The sequence below is a fragment of the Nocardioides sp. genome, assembly GCF_031422975.1.
In the GTDB taxonomy this organism is placed as follows: Bacteria; Actinomycetota; Actinomycetes; order Propionibacteriales; family Nocardioidaceae; genus Nocardioides.
Genome location: NZ_JANPEO010000509.1, coordinates 1 through 14,214, shown reverse-complemented (window position 1 = coordinate 14,214; position 14,214 = coordinate 1). Strand labels below are relative to the sequence as shown.

Annotated in this window: 14 protein-coding genes and 3 pseudogenes; 9 read left to right on the top strand and 8 right to left on the bottom strand. The window is 68.2% G+C overall.

All coding sequences use genetic code 11. The features are described from left to right. Nucleotides 1-374: 374 nt before the first annotated feature. A pseudogene (locus RMO85_RS19680) lies at nucleotides 375-690 on the bottom strand (IS3 family transposase); the annotation flags it as partial. Nucleotides 691-738: 48 nt separating this feature from the next. Then, the gene (locus RMO85_RS15280; protein ID WP_310529581.1) at nucleotides 739-867 is read right to left on the bottom strand and encodes a hypothetical protein; all 129 of its coding nucleotides are present in this window, start codon (nucleotides 865-867) and stop codon (nucleotides 739-741) included. A 373-nt stretch (nucleotides 868-1,240) separates the two neighbouring features. Here RMO85_RS15280 and RMO85_RS15275 point away from each other — a divergent pair. The 3 genes and pseudogenes from RMO85_RS15275 (at nucleotide 1,241) to RMO85_RS15265 (ending at nucleotide 4,474) form a co-directional block, all read left to right on the top strand. Further along, a pseudogene (locus RMO85_RS15275) lies at nucleotides 1,241-2,603 on the top strand (IS1380 family transposase). Between the two features lie 360 nt (nucleotides 2,604-2,963). Continuing rightward, entirely contained in the window at nucleotides 2,964-4,031 is a 1,068-nt protein-coding gene (locus RMO85_RS15270; protein WP_310529580.1) for a molybdopterin-dependent oxidoreductase, read from the top strand. Then, the gene (locus tag RMO85_RS15265; protein WP_310529579.1) at nucleotides 4,031-4,474 is read left to right on the top strand and encodes a hypothetical protein; all 444 of its coding nucleotides are present in this window, start codon (nucleotides 4,031-4,033) and stop codon (nucleotides 4,472-4,474) included. The genes RMO85_RS15270 and RMO85_RS15265 overlap by 1 nt, the downstream gene beginning before the upstream one ends. 55 nt (nucleotides 4,475-4,529) lie before the next feature. Here RMO85_RS15265 and RMO85_RS15260 read toward each other — a convergent pair whose 3' ends face one another. Genes RMO85_RS15260 through RMO85_RS15240 form a run of 5 tightly spaced genes read right to left on the bottom strand, consistent with a single transcriptional unit; the run spans nucleotide 4,530 to nucleotide 7,407 of the window. After that, nucleotides 4,530-5,204 carry a haloacid dehalogenase type II gene (locus tag RMO85_RS15260; RefSeq protein ID WP_310529578.1) on the bottom strand — a complete coding sequence of 225 codons (675 nt, stop codon included), beginning with the start codon at nucleotides 5,202-5,204 and terminating at the stop codon, nucleotides 4,530-4,532. Then, nucleotides 5,198-5,443 carry a hypothetical protein gene (locus RMO85_RS15255; protein WP_310529577.1) on the bottom strand — a complete coding sequence of 82 codons (246 nt, stop codon included), beginning with the start codon at nucleotides 5,441-5,443 and terminating at the stop codon, nucleotides 5,198-5,200. Before RMO85_RS15255 ends, RMO85_RS15260 begins: the two co-directional genes overlap by 7 nt. Before the next feature lie 32 nt (nucleotides 5,444-5,475). Beyond that, entirely contained in the window at nucleotides 5,476-5,988 is a 513-nt protein-coding gene (locus tag RMO85_RS15250) for an SRPBCC family protein (RefSeq protein WP_310529576.1), read from the bottom strand. Nucleotides 5,989-5,996: 8 nt separating this feature from the next. After that, nucleotides 5,997-6,734: a hypothetical protein gene (locus tag RMO85_RS15245; protein ID WP_310529575.1), complete on the bottom strand. Its 738-nt coding sequence runs from the start codon at nucleotides 6,732-6,734 to the stop codon at nucleotides 5,997-5,999. Nucleotides 6,735-6,762: 28 nt separating this feature from the next. After that, nucleotides 6,763-7,407 carry a class I SAM-dependent methyltransferase gene (locus RMO85_RS15240; protein ID WP_310529574.1) on the bottom strand — a complete coding sequence of 215 codons (645 nt, stop codon included), beginning with the start codon at nucleotides 7,405-7,407 and terminating at the stop codon, nucleotides 6,763-6,765. A 513-nt stretch (nucleotides 7,408-7,920) separates the two neighbouring features. On the opposite strand from RMO85_RS15240, the gene RMO85_RS15235 reads away from it, so the two are divergent. The 6 genes from RMO85_RS15235 (at nucleotide 7,921) to RMO85_RS15210 (ending at nucleotide 13,922) form a co-directional block, all read left to right on the top strand. Continuing rightward, nucleotides 7,921-8,442: a hypothetical protein gene (locus RMO85_RS15235; RefSeq protein WP_310529573.1), complete on the top strand. Its 522-nt coding sequence runs from the start codon at nucleotides 7,921-7,923 to the stop codon at nucleotides 8,440-8,442. A 9-nt stretch (nucleotides 8,443-8,451) separates the two neighbouring features. Further along, nucleotides 8,452-9,555 (top strand): radical SAM protein, encoded by a 1,104-nt coding sequence (locus RMO85_RS15230; RefSeq protein WP_310529572.1) that lies wholly within the window; start codon nucleotides 8,452-8,454, stop codon nucleotides 9,553-9,555. After that, on the top strand, nucleotides 9,548-10,486 hold the full coding sequence (locus RMO85_RS15225; RefSeq protein WP_310529571.1) for a hypothetical protein: 939 nt from the start codon (nucleotides 9,548-9,550) through the stop codon (nucleotides 10,484-10,486). The genes RMO85_RS15230 and RMO85_RS15225 overlap by 8 nt, the downstream gene beginning before the upstream one ends. Before the next feature lie 24 nt (nucleotides 10,487-10,510). Beyond that, a complete protein-coding gene (locus RMO85_RS15220) occupies nucleotides 10,511-11,425 on the top strand; it encodes a putative selenate ABC transporter substrate-binding protein (RefSeq protein ID WP_310529569.1) in 915 nt (304 codons plus the stop codon). Continuing rightward, on the top strand, nucleotides 11,422-12,165 hold the full coding sequence (locus RMO85_RS15215) for an ATP-binding cassette domain-containing protein (protein ID WP_310529568.1): 744 nt from the start codon (nucleotides 11,422-11,424) through the stop codon (nucleotides 12,163-12,165). Before RMO85_RS15220 ends, RMO85_RS15215 begins: the two co-directional genes overlap by 4 nt. A 62-nt stretch (nucleotides 12,166-12,227) precedes the next feature. Continuing rightward, nucleotides 12,228-13,922, top strand: coding sequence for an ABC transporter permease subunit (locus RMO85_RS15210; protein ID WP_310529567.1), 1,695 nt, complete (start codon nucleotides 12,228-12,230; stop codon nucleotides 13,920-13,922). A 10-nt stretch (nucleotides 13,923-13,932) separates the two neighbouring features. Here RMO85_RS15210 and RMO85_RS15205 read toward each other — a convergent pair. After that, nucleotides 13,933-14,214 (bottom strand): annotated as a pseudogene (locus RMO85_RS15205) (cytochrome c biogenesis protein CcdA); the annotation flags it as partial.

Sequence of the window (14,214 nt, the reverse complement as noted above, 5' to 3'; positions counted from 1 at the left end):
GAACCGAGCGATCCACCAACTCGAAGCCATGGGCTACCGCGTGACCCTCGACAACGTGTCCTGAAAAGCCCTGACGCGAAGCCCCACCCACTCGGGGTGAATCTTCGCGTCAGAGGCCCTTTCAGGGCCTCTTTCCCTTTGTCCATGCAACATACGTGCAACAAGCCCAACAGCTGGCTCCTGGCCATCAGTTGCACCAAGGGCTGCTCGTTGGGCTGGTTCGGCCACACCGTCGGTCCCTGAAACAACGGCGTGACAACCCTCAGCATCGCGCTGCAAGGATCTTTCGCGGGGCGGCCTCGAGGTCTTCGAGCTTGATCCATCCCCGTCGCGGTTGCCTGCGACCGAGTCGATGTACTGCACGATCAAGCTGTGGCCGGTCGAGTTCGGCCGCGAAGAAAGCCGAAGCACTCCGCAAGATCGCGTTGGCACGCTTGAGCTCGGCGTTCTCCCGCTTCAGCCGCTGCAGCTCCGCCGACTCATCACTCGTCGTCCCCGGCCGCCTACCGGCGTCGACCTCGCCCTGCCGGCACCACTTCCGGACTGTCTCTGGCGTCCCGACCCCGAGCGACTGCGCGACCTGGGTCATCGCCGCCCACTCCGACTCATGATCGGACCGATTTCACCGACCATCCGGACCGCCCGCTCACGCAGCTCGACCGGGCACCTCTTCGACGTTCTCCCTGACATGACTCCATCCTTCCCAAGGACTGGAGTCTCCGGACTCGCCGGGGCGGTTCACTCGGCGTCGGAGGCGTCTTCGAGGGCACTCATGCCGTCCGAGGTCATCATTCCCGGCATGTTCTCCTCGTCCATGGACCCGCCCATGTCGTCCATGTCGTGACCCGCGTTGGAGTGGTCGCGCATAGTCTCGGGGACTTCTTCGTCCCAGTCGGTGAGCCAGTCGGTGATAGAGAAGCAGCAGGTCAGGAGCTGCGACCTCCTATGCCCGCCGTGCAGTCCGTGGCCGGGATGGTGGCCTTCTACAACGAGCGGGTAGACACCCTCATCGACGGGATGCGCCTGCCTCGGCCCGTGCCGCTGCGCTGAGTCGACGAACTGGGCCTCGGTTCCAGCCCTTAGCCTCGATCCACCGATGAGGTTGGTGGTGTGAGCGCGTAGTGAAGTGAGAATGCCCTTACGTGCTGGGAAAATCTGTCTTCTCTAGGGACCGATTTCGACCATCACGAAGGGCATCTCGTAGATGCAACTTTCCCACACGCCCCGTGCCATGTAGGCAGTGTTCGACGATCCGAATCTCGTGTCGTCGGCCGGGCTGGTCCCGGTGCTCGCGCTGGCCCGGTCCGCTGGACTCCACGAGCTCGCCCAACAGCACCTGTCGGTGCCGACCGACAAGGGCGCCAACGCAGGGCTGAAGGTCGCCTCCCTCGTCGCCGGGATGGTCGCGGGCGCGGACTCCATCGACGACATGGCGCTGCTTCGCCATGGCGGGATGGGCAAGGTGTTCAGCAACGCCTACGCACCCTCGACGTTGGGTTCGTTCCTGCGCTCGTTCACCTTCGGCCATGTCCGCCAACTCGATGCGGTCGCCTCCAGGTTCCTGACCGACTTGGCCGACCAAACACCACTGGTCACCACGGCCCCCGAATCGACCCAGCGGGTGATGGTGGACATCGACGACACCATCATCGAGGTCCACGGCTACGCCAAGCAGGGCTCGGGATACGGCTACTCCGGGGTTCGTGGACTCAACGCCCTAATCGCTGTCGTCGCCACCACCCACTCGGCACCGGTGGGTCGTGGCCCAACGACTCCGCAAGGGCTCGTGCGGCTCACCACGCGGCGCCAAACGGCTGATCGCCGACGCCTTGAAGACCGTCGCCTCGATCTCACCGGCCAAGGTGTTGGTGCGTGCCGACTCCGCGTTCTACGCCCACCCGATGGTCGCCGCTGCGATGCGCGCTGGCGCCGACGTGTCGGTCACCGTGCGGATGGATCCCAAGGTCAAGGCCGCGATCTCCGCCATCGGTGAGGATGCGTGGACCCCGATCGAGTACACCGACGCGGTCTTCGACGAGCAGACCCAGACCTGGATCTCGCGGGCCGAGGTCGCCGAGATTCCCTTCACCGCGTTCAGCTCACGCAAGGCAACCGAGCAGGTCCCCGGCCGCCTCGTGGTCCGTCGGATCCCTGACCTCAACCCGTCCAAGAACCCCGGGCAGGAGGCGTTGTTCGACACCTGGCGCTTCCACGCCCTCTTCACCACCACCGACCCGGCCGTGGCAGGCACGGTGGCCGCGGACAAGACCCACCGCGGCCACGCGATCATCGAACAAGTCCATGCCGATCTGAAGAACTCAGCGCTGGCGCACCTGCCTTCGGGCAAGTTCACCGCGAACGCAGCCTGGCTCGTGCTGGCCGTGATGGCGTTCAACCTGACCCGCGCCGCCGCGACCATCACCGGCCCAGGACTGGCCAAGGCCACCACCGCGACCATCCGCCGCAAGCTGATCGCCGTCCCTGCACGGGTCGCGTCCTCCGCACGACGGGTGAGACTGCACCTACCAACGTCGTGGCCTTGGGAGACCGCCTGGAGCGACCTGTTCACCAAGGCCTGCGGACCACCGGCAGCGACGACCTGACCGCTCCGCCGACACGGCACGACGACAACCTGGAACGACCTGGCAGCGAGGCCAGCCGATCAGGGCACGCCCCGATCCCAGCAGTGAACCCTCAGCACCGGGCCAGGAACCCTCGGCTACTCATCGGTGGATCGAGGCTAAGGGTGACCAGAAGCGTGAGCCACCTCGGTGGCAGGGAGGGGTTTCGGAGTGCATGATGAGGTGATGCAACCCGCGCCAGGGCCCGAGGTCACGGGGAGAACGGGAGCGAGTCGTCCACGATGGTGGCCCCGCTTTCGGAGCCCGCTGAGGTCGACGGCAGTCACGGCCCGGCTGGGTCGGGCGTTGGGGATCTGTTTCGCGGTGTGCTTCGTGACGGGGATGTTGAGTCACTACCAGTACCAGCCCTGGTCGTGGCTGCCTGTACCCGCATCCCCGGTGCAGGCCTATCGCGTGACGCAAGGGCTGCACGTGGCCACCGGCGTCGCGGCCATCCCGCTGCTGCTGGTCAAGCTGTGGTCGGTCTACCCGAACCTGTTCCGCTGGCCGCCCATCCGATCGATGAAGCACGCCCTCGAGCGCCTCTCGGTGTTCGTGCTCGTCGCCTCGGCGCTGGTCCAGCTCACGACCGGGTTCCTCAACACGCTGAACTGGTATCCCTGGCCATGGTCGTTCCCCTCGACCCACCGCTACCTCGGCTACGTGCTGATCGGTTCCGTCCTCCTGCACATCGCGTTGAAGCTGCCGGATATCAAGTACGGCCTCCAGGCGAGGCTTGGCGACGCCGACGTACTGACCGAGGTTCCGTGGAACGAGAACCCACTGGCGCACAGCAACGCCGGAACGGTTCCGCCGCCGGTCATGCCGGCGATGGACCGGCGAGGCCTGTTCGTCGCCGTTGGCTCCGGGATCGGAGTGATCGTTCTCACCACGATCGGCCAGACCGTCACGCCGCTGGCGCGCATCGGTCTACTCGCGACCAGGGAGGCCTCGAAAGGTCCACAGGGTGTCCCCGTGAACAAGACAGCCATGTCGGCGCAGGTTCTCACCCTGGCCACGGCTGAGGACTGGCGGCTCGACGTGACCGGCCCCACGCCCTTCACCCTGACCCTTGAGGAACTTGAGTCGATGAGGTCGGTGAGCGAGCACTTCCCGCTGAGCTGCGTCGAGGGATGGAGCGTCGGTGCAGAGTGGCGGGGCATCCCGGTGATCGACCTCGTCCGGCGCGCCGGCGGCGACACGTCTTCGAGTGTCGAGGTCTTCTCGCTGCAGCCCAACGGCTACAACCACAGCATGCTGGTAGGCCCCCACGTTGGCGCGGCGCTAATCGCCACCCACCTCAATGGCGAGCGGATCAACCTCGACCACGGATACCCAGTGCGGTTGATCGCCCCCAACCGACCCGGAGTCCTCAACACCAAGTGGCTACACCGGATAGAGGTGACCTAGTGCGCAATTACCGCATCGCACTGGGGGTGGCAGGCGGACTGCTGCTGACGTTCGGTGTCTTTCGGCTGGTCACCGAGCTCGACGCAGGTGACCTCCTCGTTCTCCTCGTGTGGCTGATTGCTGCTGTCGCGCTCCACGATGGCCTCATCGCGCCGATCACCGTCGGCACCGGCATCGCGCTCGCCGCCGTACCACCGCGCGGGCGTCGCTATCTTCAAGGCGCACTCCTCGCAGGCGCGCTCATCACGGTCATCGCCATCCCCCTCATCGGTCGCCAAGGCACCCAACCCGAGTCCAAGGCGATCCTGCTGCGCGACTACGCAGCCAACCTCGCCCTGCTGCTGGGCATGACCGCCGCACTGGCTCTCGCTCTCTACGCGCTCCGGGTGCTGCGGGAGCAAGAGCCAGCCGGCGCGCCGCCCGTCGAGGACGAAGCGAACTGAGCAGTCACGCGCGGGTGGCACTCGTCATCGGAAGTGCTGTGTTGACTTCTCGAGACTAGGCCGTGTCCACGGCAAGGATCCTGTCGACAACCTCCGTGAGGTCGGCTCCGACGATGTCGGGCTGGTCCCCGAGTGGGCTGAGCACGGCACCGGGTCGTGCCACGAATGCCGCCCGGCACCCGGCCGCCAACGCACCGCTGATGTCCCACGGATGCGCGGCCACGAGGCGCACGTCGGTGACGGGCACCCCTTGGGTAGACGCGACGTGGAGGTAGGGCTCCGGCGAGGGCTTGAGCGCGCGGACGGTGTCGGCGGACAGGACTGCGTCGAAGCAGTCCAGCAGTCCGGCGTTGGTCACCTGCGCCACCGCGACGTTCTCGGAGGAGTTCGTGAGCGCGACGACCCGCAAGGTGCTGGCGCCGAGGCGGCGCAGGGCCGCCCGGACCTCGGGGTGCGGTGGCAACGTGCTCATGGCTGCGACAACAACGTCGGCGGCGGCCGGGTTGACATCGACTTTCTGGCGTTCGACCAGCATGGTGAACGCGGCGCGCTGCGCGGTGCCGAAGTCGACGTACCGGTGAGTCAGCCCGCCCACGAAGGACAGCTGCAGCATCTGCGCGAACCACTGGCCGCGCAGGGCGGCGCTGCCGAACGTCGCCTCGAACGCCGCGTCCAGCGCGGACAGGTCCAGCAGCGTCTCGTTCACGTCGAACGCAATCACTTTCACCATCGGGTTCCCCTCTCGCTTCTCGTCGCCTCGTGCGGCAGTGCCGTCAGCAGGCCCTGGAAGTCCTGCTCGCACGGGCCGCAGGAGGCCAGGTGCGCGGTGACCCCGGGGAACAGCCCCTCGGGGTCCCCACCCGCGCCGACCATCTCGGCGTAGACGTCGACCAGCTCCCAGACGCGTTCGCAGCCCACGTCACGCGGGTCGGTCTCGAGGAAGGCCAGCAGATCGCGTACGTCGGTCATCGGTCGCCCGCCTTCCAGTGGATGCCCGGTCATCACCGGGCCTGCGCCCCTCCGCCGGTGGAGGACTCGGCGATCCACTTGATCGCGGCGAGGGTCTTCGGGATGCCGTCGAGGGCCTGCCGGGTGCGGTCGGCGATCTGGACGGGCGCCTGGTCGCCGAACTTCTCCTCGAACATGGCGATCCCGCCAGGCAAGAACTCCCACGACTCGGTGAGCGTCGTCCCCGTCCCCGTGGGGGCGAAGGTGAAGCCCCAGCGGACGAAGTTGCCGCCCACCACCCAGGCGAACTCGTGACCGCGATCGGCCGCCACCACCTCGGACCTGGTCTCCCACGTCCGGTGCGGCAGCTCGTTGCGCCCGGTGAACCAGGCACCGACCTGACCGGCCTCGGCCTCGTCGTCCCACCAGCACGACGTACAGACCGGGCTCCACTCACCGGTTCGGGTGATGTCGGAGACCAGGTCGTAGAGCATCTCGGCCGACGCATCGACCGTGACGGACTCCTGGTGACTGCGGACGTTCGTTCCGCTCGTGTCACTTCCCACGGTCGGGGTCACCTCTTCTGCCGCCGGCTGCCGCCGTGCCAGTCCTCCTGCTGGCCCACCGTGTCGACGTCGACGCCGAGGGCGGCCAGCTGGGGCTGCTCGCGAAGACTGCGCTTGAGCTCGGCGAAACCCGGGAAGCGTGCCAGCGCGACCACGTGGTCCCACAGCTCGGCCGCCGAGTCCTCGTGCGGCAGCCGGCTGATCACCGGCCCGAAGAAGGCCACGCCGGCGGGTGGCTCGAAGTGGATGATGGGCGTGCCCACGTCCTTCCCCGTCAACGAGAGCGCCTCGTCGGTCTCCTGCCGGATCTCGAGGTCCCATGAGTCGTCGTCGAGAGCGTCCGCCAGCTCGAGCGGCAAACCCGCCTCGGCGAGGATCGGTTCGACGAACTCGCGGGTCCCGCGTCGTTCACGCACCTCGCCCTCGGTGCGGTCGTCAACCGGGGCGGGTGCGGTGTCGAAGATGTGCGCCCCGAACGCGGCGTACAACGGCGCAATCGCCTCGCGGCCGTGCTCCGATCGTGCCCGGGCGGCCACCCGCAGAAGCCTGAGCCCGGCCGTGTGCCCGGCTTCGTACTCCGGTGGGAAGTGGGCATCGTAGTCGACGTCGGCGTTGATCAGCCGCAACGAGATGAACCTCCAGTCCACCGTGTAGTCGCGCTGCGCCTGCACCTGCCGCACCCACTTGCTGGTCATCCAGGCGAAGGGACAGACAGGGTCGAAGTAGAAATTGATGTCAGCGTCCATACGTTCACCCTATGTCGGACCCACTCGATCAGACCTCGCGCTGGAGCAGCACGGCGGTGAACTGCTGTGTGGTGCCCCACGGCGTTTCGTGGTCCTCGCCGCTGGTGGACAGCAGCCGGTAGCCGGGGAACTCGGCCACCAAATCATCGTGTGTGTAGCGCACGATCGGGAGTCCGCTGCAGGTCGTCGGGCCGTCCGGGCCGAAAGTGGCGACCACGACAAAGCCACCCGGCCGCACGCACCGCTCGAGTGAGGCCCGGTAGTCGTCGCGCTCGTCGAGCTCGGTGAGGAAGTGGAACACGGCACGGTCGTGCCACAGCACGAAGAGGCGGCCGGGGTGGAAGTCGAGAACGTCCGCGACATCGAGCACGACGTCCTTGCCGGCATCTCCGATCCGGCCGCGCACCGTCGCCAACGCCGTGGCCGACAGGTCGATCGCGGTCAGGTCGCGGTAGCCACGGTCGACCAGGTGGTCGACCAGCGTCGACCAACCCGCACCGACGTCAATGATCGGCTCCCCGATCCCCACTCCCGTCTCGTCGACCAGACCCAGGGACAGCTCGGGCACCGACTGCCACCACGAGACGCCGTCGACGTCCTTGCCGTCGTGCACCCCCTCCCAGAAGGAGCTGCGTGACTCGGCATCATCGGGACGTGGACCAGTCACGGACATGAAGTGACGATACGACAGCCCCGGGTTGTGCTCACTCCCGGTGACCGACACACAATTTGTCCGGGCAGGCCCAGTCGGCCGTCCTCCCGACCTGACCCAGAACCAGGTCGCGAGTCGGCGACCGCGCACCGCGGCCCGACACGCCGTAGTTGGAACATGCCCGTTGACATAATGGTGGAGACAACGATCGCGTGCACACCCGCGGTCGTTTCGGCCTTCGCCGCAGACCCGACGCACGCGCCGCAGTGGTACGCCTTCCACTTGATGGTCTCCGTCATACGCGGGTCAGCGTCAAGGATGATCCGGCGTACTACCTGCACGAGCTCCTTCTGCGGGTGGTCGTAGGTCTCGAACCAGGCGTCGACATCGGGACGCGGTGCACCATCCGAGCATTCTTCCCTCGAGTCCGACCGCGCGACAGACCCGCCCAGCCAGCGGGCCTAGGTCGTCACGGAATCGTCAGATCTCTGCCAGCCAGACGCGGAGACTCGGGGGGAGAATGGCCGGGTGAGAATGCGCCCCGCCGCCATCGTGTTGACTCTGGGCCTGCTGACGGCCTGCGCCGAGCAGCCGGCCACCTCAGCGGTCGTGGACAGCACCTCCCCGCCGAGCGAGACCGGCCCCATCGCCGTCCTGCCCTCAGCAGAGCTTTCCGTGTCACTCTCTGCCCGGCCGACCCGGCGCGGCACCTCCGTTGTCGCCGCGGCGAGTGACTACGGGACGATCCTGTTCGATGCCATTGGGCAGGCGATCTACCTGTTCGACGTCGAAGGCACATCCGGGCCGCGGTGCTATGGCCCCTGCGCCCGCGCCTGGCCACCCGTTCTCACCAAGGGCCGCCCCCGCGCCGGCCAACAGGTTCGGGCATCACTGCTTGGCAGCACCCCGCGTCGCGACGGGACGAGCCAGGTCACCTACGACGGCCACCCCCTGTACTTCTCCGCGCATGAAGACAAGCACGAGGTGGAGTGCCACGACGTCTTCCTGAACGGTGGCAACTGGTACGCCGTCCGACCCGACGGCCGGCGAGCCTAGGGTGAGCAGATGACAGAGTCATTGCCGGCCGTTGACCTGCGGGAGGCCGGCCCTCTGGGTCAGGTCGCGAGCCTGATCGACGGCGGTGACATGGACTGCGGAAGCGGACTGCTGCTGCTCATCACCCGGGCGATGCGTCGACTGTCACCGGGTGACCTGCTCGGCATCCGCAGCGCCGAGCCCAGCGTGGTCACCGACCTGCCGGTGTGGGCCGAGCTCGTCGGCCACGACGTGACCGGCGAAGTCGCCGAGACCGCCGACGGGCCGTGGTGGTTCGCGGTGCGCAAGGCCGGGTCCCTGGCAGGTCCGAGCACCGTGTTCAGCCTGGGCAGCAAGACCCCGGTCGGGCACCGGCTGTGGGCGTACACCAACTTCGACTGCAACCTCGCCTGCCTCTACTGCTGTGCCGAGTCCTCCCCCAAGGCGGACTCTCGGCGACTCGATCCCGGGGTGGCCAAGGGGATCTTCGACGAGTTCGCCGCCCAAGGAGGCCGCGAGCTCTTCCTGACCGGCGGCGAGCCGTTCATGCACCCCGAGCTCGGTGACCTCGTCGATGCCGGTGCCGCCCTGGAGCGCACCATCTTGACCAACGCGATGATCTTCGGCCGCGGTCGCCGCCGCGAGACGCTCGAGGCTCTTGACCGCTCGGTGGTGCTGCAGGTGAGCCTGGACTCCGCCACCCCCGACCTCCACGACCGCCAGCGCGGCACCGGGTCGTGGGCCCGCGCGCTGGACGGCATCGGACTGGCCAAGTCGCTGGGGTTCCGGGTACGCGTCGCCGCCACGATGTACGACGAGGACCCGGTCGGCGTCGCGGCCCTGCACGAGCGGCTGAACGCTGAAGGCATCGCCCAGGAGGACCGGGTGATCCGGCCGGTCGCCCAGGAGGGCTTCGCCGACACCGGGATCCACGTCTCGATCGACACCCTCGAACCCGAGCCCACGATCACCGCCGACGGAGCCTGGTGGCATCCGGTGGCGGTGACGAACCCGAACATGCGGATCGCCGATGCACCCCTCTCGGTCGAGGAGATCTTCGGTGTCGTGCGCGACACCCTTGCCGTGCAGGGTGCAGCCGCGGCTTCTGGACGAGAGGTGTTCCGTTGTGCCTGACACGACACTGATCCACCGCGGGAGGACGACCCTCGGTTGGTTGCTGGCTCCGGCCACCGAGGCGGTCCCCCGCCCCCAGGCTGTCGGCGCCGCGGCGTTGCGCATCCTGCTGGGCCTGCTCTGGCTCTACAACGTCTCCTGGAAGCGTGCGCCCGACTTCGGGCAGGACGCCGACAACGGCCTGTTCAAGTTCACCTCCTACGCGGTGAGCCACCCGGTCTTCGCGCCGTACAGCTGGGTCGTCGAGCACCTGGTGCTGCCGGTGTTCACACCGTTCGGCTGGATGGTCCTCGTCGCCGAGACCACCCTGGCGGTGCTGCTGCTCACCGGTGCGTGGGTGCGACTGGCAGCGGCCATCGGGGTCGCGCAGTCGCTGGCGATCGCCTTGTCGGTGGCCTACGCACCCAACGAGTGGCCCTGGTCCTACTGGCTGATGATCGGCGCGCACGTCGTCATCTTGTTCAGCTCGGCCGGCAGGGTGCTGGCCGTGGACGGGCTCCGCGCCGGTCTTCTTAGCTCGCGCGCCCTGGGGCAGTTCTGGGGCGGGCTGACCACGCTCCTGGGGGCGTACAGCGTGGTGAGGTCCTTCGGTGACCCCCTGGCCGTGCGCGGTCCCGGGCTGGTGTCGAGCAACCTGTCGATCAGCCTCGGCGAGTACAACCTGCTCGGCGGGCTCGTGCTGGTCATCGTCGGGGTGCTCATGGTCACGGCCACACGAGGCGGACCCCGAGCGGCGGTCCGTGGCGCGGCCGTCCTCGCCGCACTTGCCGGGCTGTCCCTGCACGCCCAGCTCGGCTTCACCGACCCGATCCTCGGCGGCACGGCCACATCCGCGGCGTACTACTTCTCCGTGGCCGTCGTCGCCCTCTTCCTGGGCGCACCTGCCGACGCCGGTTCCCGATCCCCGAGCCATGACCGCAGTTCCCGCTGACCCTCAGACACCATGGAGACACCCGTGCTAGCACCCTCTCGACGCTCCGTCCTGCTCGGCACGGCCGGCCTCCTGGCCCTGACCGCCTGCGGAAGCGAGGACACCCCCAGCGCCACGAAGGCAGCGACGGTCCTAGGAATGTCGGCCATCCCCGACCAGGACCCCGAACTGCTGAACCGGCTCTACCCGGTGCTCGCGAAGCGCTTCGCCAGCGACACCGGCCTCGACGTGGAATACAAGCCGGTCACCGACTACACGGCCGTCGTGCGTGCCTTCGAGGTGGGAGACATCTATCTTGCCTGGATGGGCGGGCTGACCGGTGTACAGGCCCGAGCGCGCGTGCCCGGCGCCACCGCGATCGCCCAGCGTGACATCGATGCCGACTTCCACAGCCTGTTCATCGCCACCAAGAAGTCGGGGCTCCAGCCCTTCGAGGACGAGGCCGGGCTCACCAGTCTGACCGGCCACACACTCACCTTCGGCAGCGAGACCTCGACGTCGGGACGCCTGATGCCGCAGTACTTCATGGCCCAGGGCGGGCTGGACCCTGCCGCCCTGAAGGGGTCTCCCGGTTTCTCCGGATCCCACGACGCCACCATCGAGGCGGTCGCCTCCGGGAGCTTCGAGGTCGGAGCGGTCAACGAGCAGGTCTGGAACACCGCCAAGGAGGCCGGCGAGGTCGACCTGTCCAACGTCGTCGTCCTGTGGCAAACGCCCGGATACGCCGACTACCACTGGCTGGTACGACCCGACGTGGACAAGGTGTTCGGTGAGGGCACCACCCAACAGATCACCGACCTGCTGCTCGGACTGGACGCCGCCACACCCGACGACCAGGCCATCCTGGAGCTCTTCGGGGCCGAGTCGTTCATACCGACCGAGGACTCCAACTACGACCAGATCGAGGCCGTTGCCAAGGAGCAGGGTCTGTTGGCGTGAACACCACCCCCGCGATCCGGCTGACCGGCGCAGGCTGCCGCTTCGGCCACCACCAGGCGCTGTCCGGGGTTGACCTCATCGTGCATGAGGGCGAACGCGTAGCCCTGCTTGGTGCCAGCGGAGCCGGCAAGAGCACCTTGCTCTCCCTGTTGAACGGCTCCATTCCCGCGACCGACGGGGTAGTCGAGGTGTTCGGTCAGGACCTCGCCGGCCTCTCGTCTGGCCGTCTTCGTGCACTTCAACGAACGATCGGCACGGTCTCCCAGCGCCTTGATCTGATCGAACAGGTCCGGGTGCTGCACAACGTGAACGCGGGTCGCCTCGGATCGTGGAGCCTGCTCCGCGCGGTCGGCTCCTTGGTGTGGCCACGCCCCGATGACCAGATCAGGTCCGCCCTCCACAGAGTCGGCATGGAGTGGGCGCTGCACGAGCGTACCGAGCGCCTCTCGGGCGGCGAACGCCAACGGGTCGCCATCGCTCGGCTTCTTGTCCAGTCCCCCGGACTGATCCTCGCCGACGAGCCTGTCTCCAGCCTCGACCCGACACGGGCCACAGAGACCCTCGACCTACTCCGCGCACCGGCCGAGAAGGCAACGCTGATGGTCAGCCTCCACCAGCCCGAGCTCGCCCGGAAGCACTGCACCCGCGCGATCGGCTTGCGCGAGGGCAGCCTCGTCTTCGATGTGCCGATCGCCGAACTCACCGACGCCCTGCTGGGCGACCTCTACGCACTGACATGACCCAACTGCTGGAACAGCGGCCGGCTGCGCGGGTGCCATCTCCTCTGGCCCGACCGCGACTCGTGACCGGCCACCGTGTGCTGCTCCGCCGCCTCACCGGACTCCTCATCGTCGTCCTGCCGGTGGCCTGGGCAGTCCACCGTGCGGTGCCCACCGGCACGGATCTGGTCAACCGAGGTGGTCTCCCCCTGCTGGGCGACCTCTTTGCGAATGCCCTCACCCCGTCGCTGGACCCTGCCTTCCTGGCACTGGTCATCGATGCGGCCGGCGTGACCCTGGCTTTCGCGGCGCTGGGCACCGCAGGCGCCCTCGTGATCGGTGTGCTCGGTGGCCTGGTGCTCAGCGACGTGGCCTGGTCGCACCGCCCGCCGCGGCCGGTACGGGTCCTACGGTTCGCACTGCGCGGCCTGCTGGTGGCTACCCGCTCCATCCACGAGCTGGTCTGGGCGCTGCTGTTCGTGAGCGTGCTCGGTCTCGACCCCCTGGTCGCGGTGCTGGCCATTGCGCTGCCGTTCGGGGCGCAGACGGCCCAGGTCTTCGGGGAGACCCTCGACGGTGTGCCGTCCGGCCCGATCGTGTCCCTGCGGAACGCCGGTGCACGACCGACCGCCGTGCTCGCCTACGCCCTGGTGCCCCAGGCCGCACCGCTGCTCCTTTCCTACTCCTTCTACCGCTTCGAGTGCGCGGTGCGCTCGACCGTGCTTCTCGGCGTGGTCGGCGTCGGCGGCCTGGGCCAGGAACTCGTCGTCAGCCTGCAGTCACGCAACTGGGACGAGGTCTGGACGGTGGTGGGTGCCGTCCTCGTGCTCTCGGCCCTGGTCGACCTCTGGAGCACCACGCTCCGCGGTGACATGGCCGTCGCGAGCTGCTCCGAGTGGTCGGTCGGTGCTGGGAAACGTGGTGACCTCGAAACCACCACCGAGCCTTCCCGTAGCAACCCGCGTCCCCGCGGCTCTCGCTGGGCCCGGTTCTCCGTGCTCGTCCTGGTGCCCGGCCTCGTCGTCGCCTGGGTCGCCTCCGGTGTGACGATGGGTGGGCTCACCAGCCCCCGGACCCGCCATCTGACGGGCCGGTTGCTCGATGACCTGTGGCCACCGCAGTTGCCTCCGGGCGGCTGGTCGGTGCTCGGTGGGTCGGTGCTCGACACCCTGGCGATGGCGATCCTGGCCATGCTCGTCGCCGTGGTCCTCACCGTCGCGGTCGGGCCCTGGGCGATCAGCGCGCGGCGCGGCTTGGCCGACCACCGCACCCCCGCCGCTCTGCGGGTCGCGCGTTCTCTCACCTGGTGGGTCGCTCGTGCCCTGCTGCTCGTCCTGCGTTCCATCCCCCCGACCGTCTGGGCGGTCGTCGCGCTGCTGGTGCTGTTTCCCGGCGTACTTCCCGGAGCGCTCGCGCTGGGGCTCTACACCGGCGGGATCCTGGGGCGCCTGGTCGCGGAGTCCTGGGAGAGCGTGGACACTCATGCGCGAGACGCCCTGCGGAACACCGGGGTCAGGTCCAGCCTGACCACCCTGATGGCGACCGTTCCGCCGTCAACCCACCAACTGGTGACCTACACGCTCTACCGCTTCGAGATCTGCGTGCGTGAGACCGCCGTTGTGGGCATCGTGGGGGCAGCCGGCCTCGGGCGGCTGCTCTCCGAGAACCTGGCGGTTTTCCGCTTCCCGGTGGTCACCACCCTGCTCGTCGCGTCGTTCGCGGTCAGTGTGTTGACCGAGTTCGTGGGGCGGCGCCTGCGCCGGTCGATCCGGCCATGACTCGCAATGGTCAGCCATGTCCCCCCGAAGTCGTGTCGCCAGCCCGCCGATCACGTCCGGTCGGCCGGCCACGACGCCGACCCAGCACGACACCGGCGAGCAGGAGAGCGCCCACGACGAGCCAGCCACCCGCGCCCACGGCCTGGACGGTCTCCACGAGGGTGCGTTGAACGGTGCCTGCCGCCGTGATCACCGGGTCGTCCGGGTCTCCACCGGCCAGCACCCGCAGCTCCCACCAGCCGTAGTAGGCGACGTACAGGCCAGCGAGCACCAGCAGCGTGCCGCTCAGCCG

Excerpts from the sequence above, each read along its gene's own strand:
- RMO85_RS15235 (WP_310529573.1), top strand. The coding sequence starts at position 7,921 with ATGCGCCCCGCCGCCATCGTGTTGACTCTGGGCCTGCTGACGGCCTGC.
- RMO85_RS15270 (WP_310529580.1), top strand. The coding sequence starts at position 2,964 with ATGTTGAGTCACTACCAGTACCAGCCCTGGTCGTGGCTGCCTGTACCC.
- RMO85_RS15260 (WP_310529578.1), bottom strand. The coding sequence starts at position 5,204 with ATGGTGAAAGTGATTGCGTTCGACGTGAACGAGACGCTGCTGGACCTG.
- RMO85_RS15255 (WP_310529577.1), bottom strand. The coding sequence starts at position 5,443 with ATGACCGACGTACGCGATCTGCTGGCCTTCCTCGAGACCGACCCGCGT.
- RMO85_RS15240 (WP_310529574.1), bottom strand. The coding sequence starts at position 7,407 with ATGTCCGTGACTGGTCCACGTCCCGATGATGCCGAGTCACGCAGCTCC.
- RMO85_RS15230 (WP_310529572.1), top strand. The coding sequence starts at position 8,452 with ATGACAGAGTCATTGCCGGCCGTTGACCTGCGGGAGGCCGGCCCTCTG.
- RMO85_RS15280 (WP_310529581.1), bottom strand. The coding sequence starts at position 867 with ATGCGCGACCACTCCAACGCGGGTCACGACATGGACGACATGGGCGGG.
- RMO85_RS15245 (WP_310529575.1), bottom strand. The coding sequence starts at position 6,734 with ATGGACGCTGACATCAATTTCTACTTCGACCCTGTCTGTCCCTTCGCC.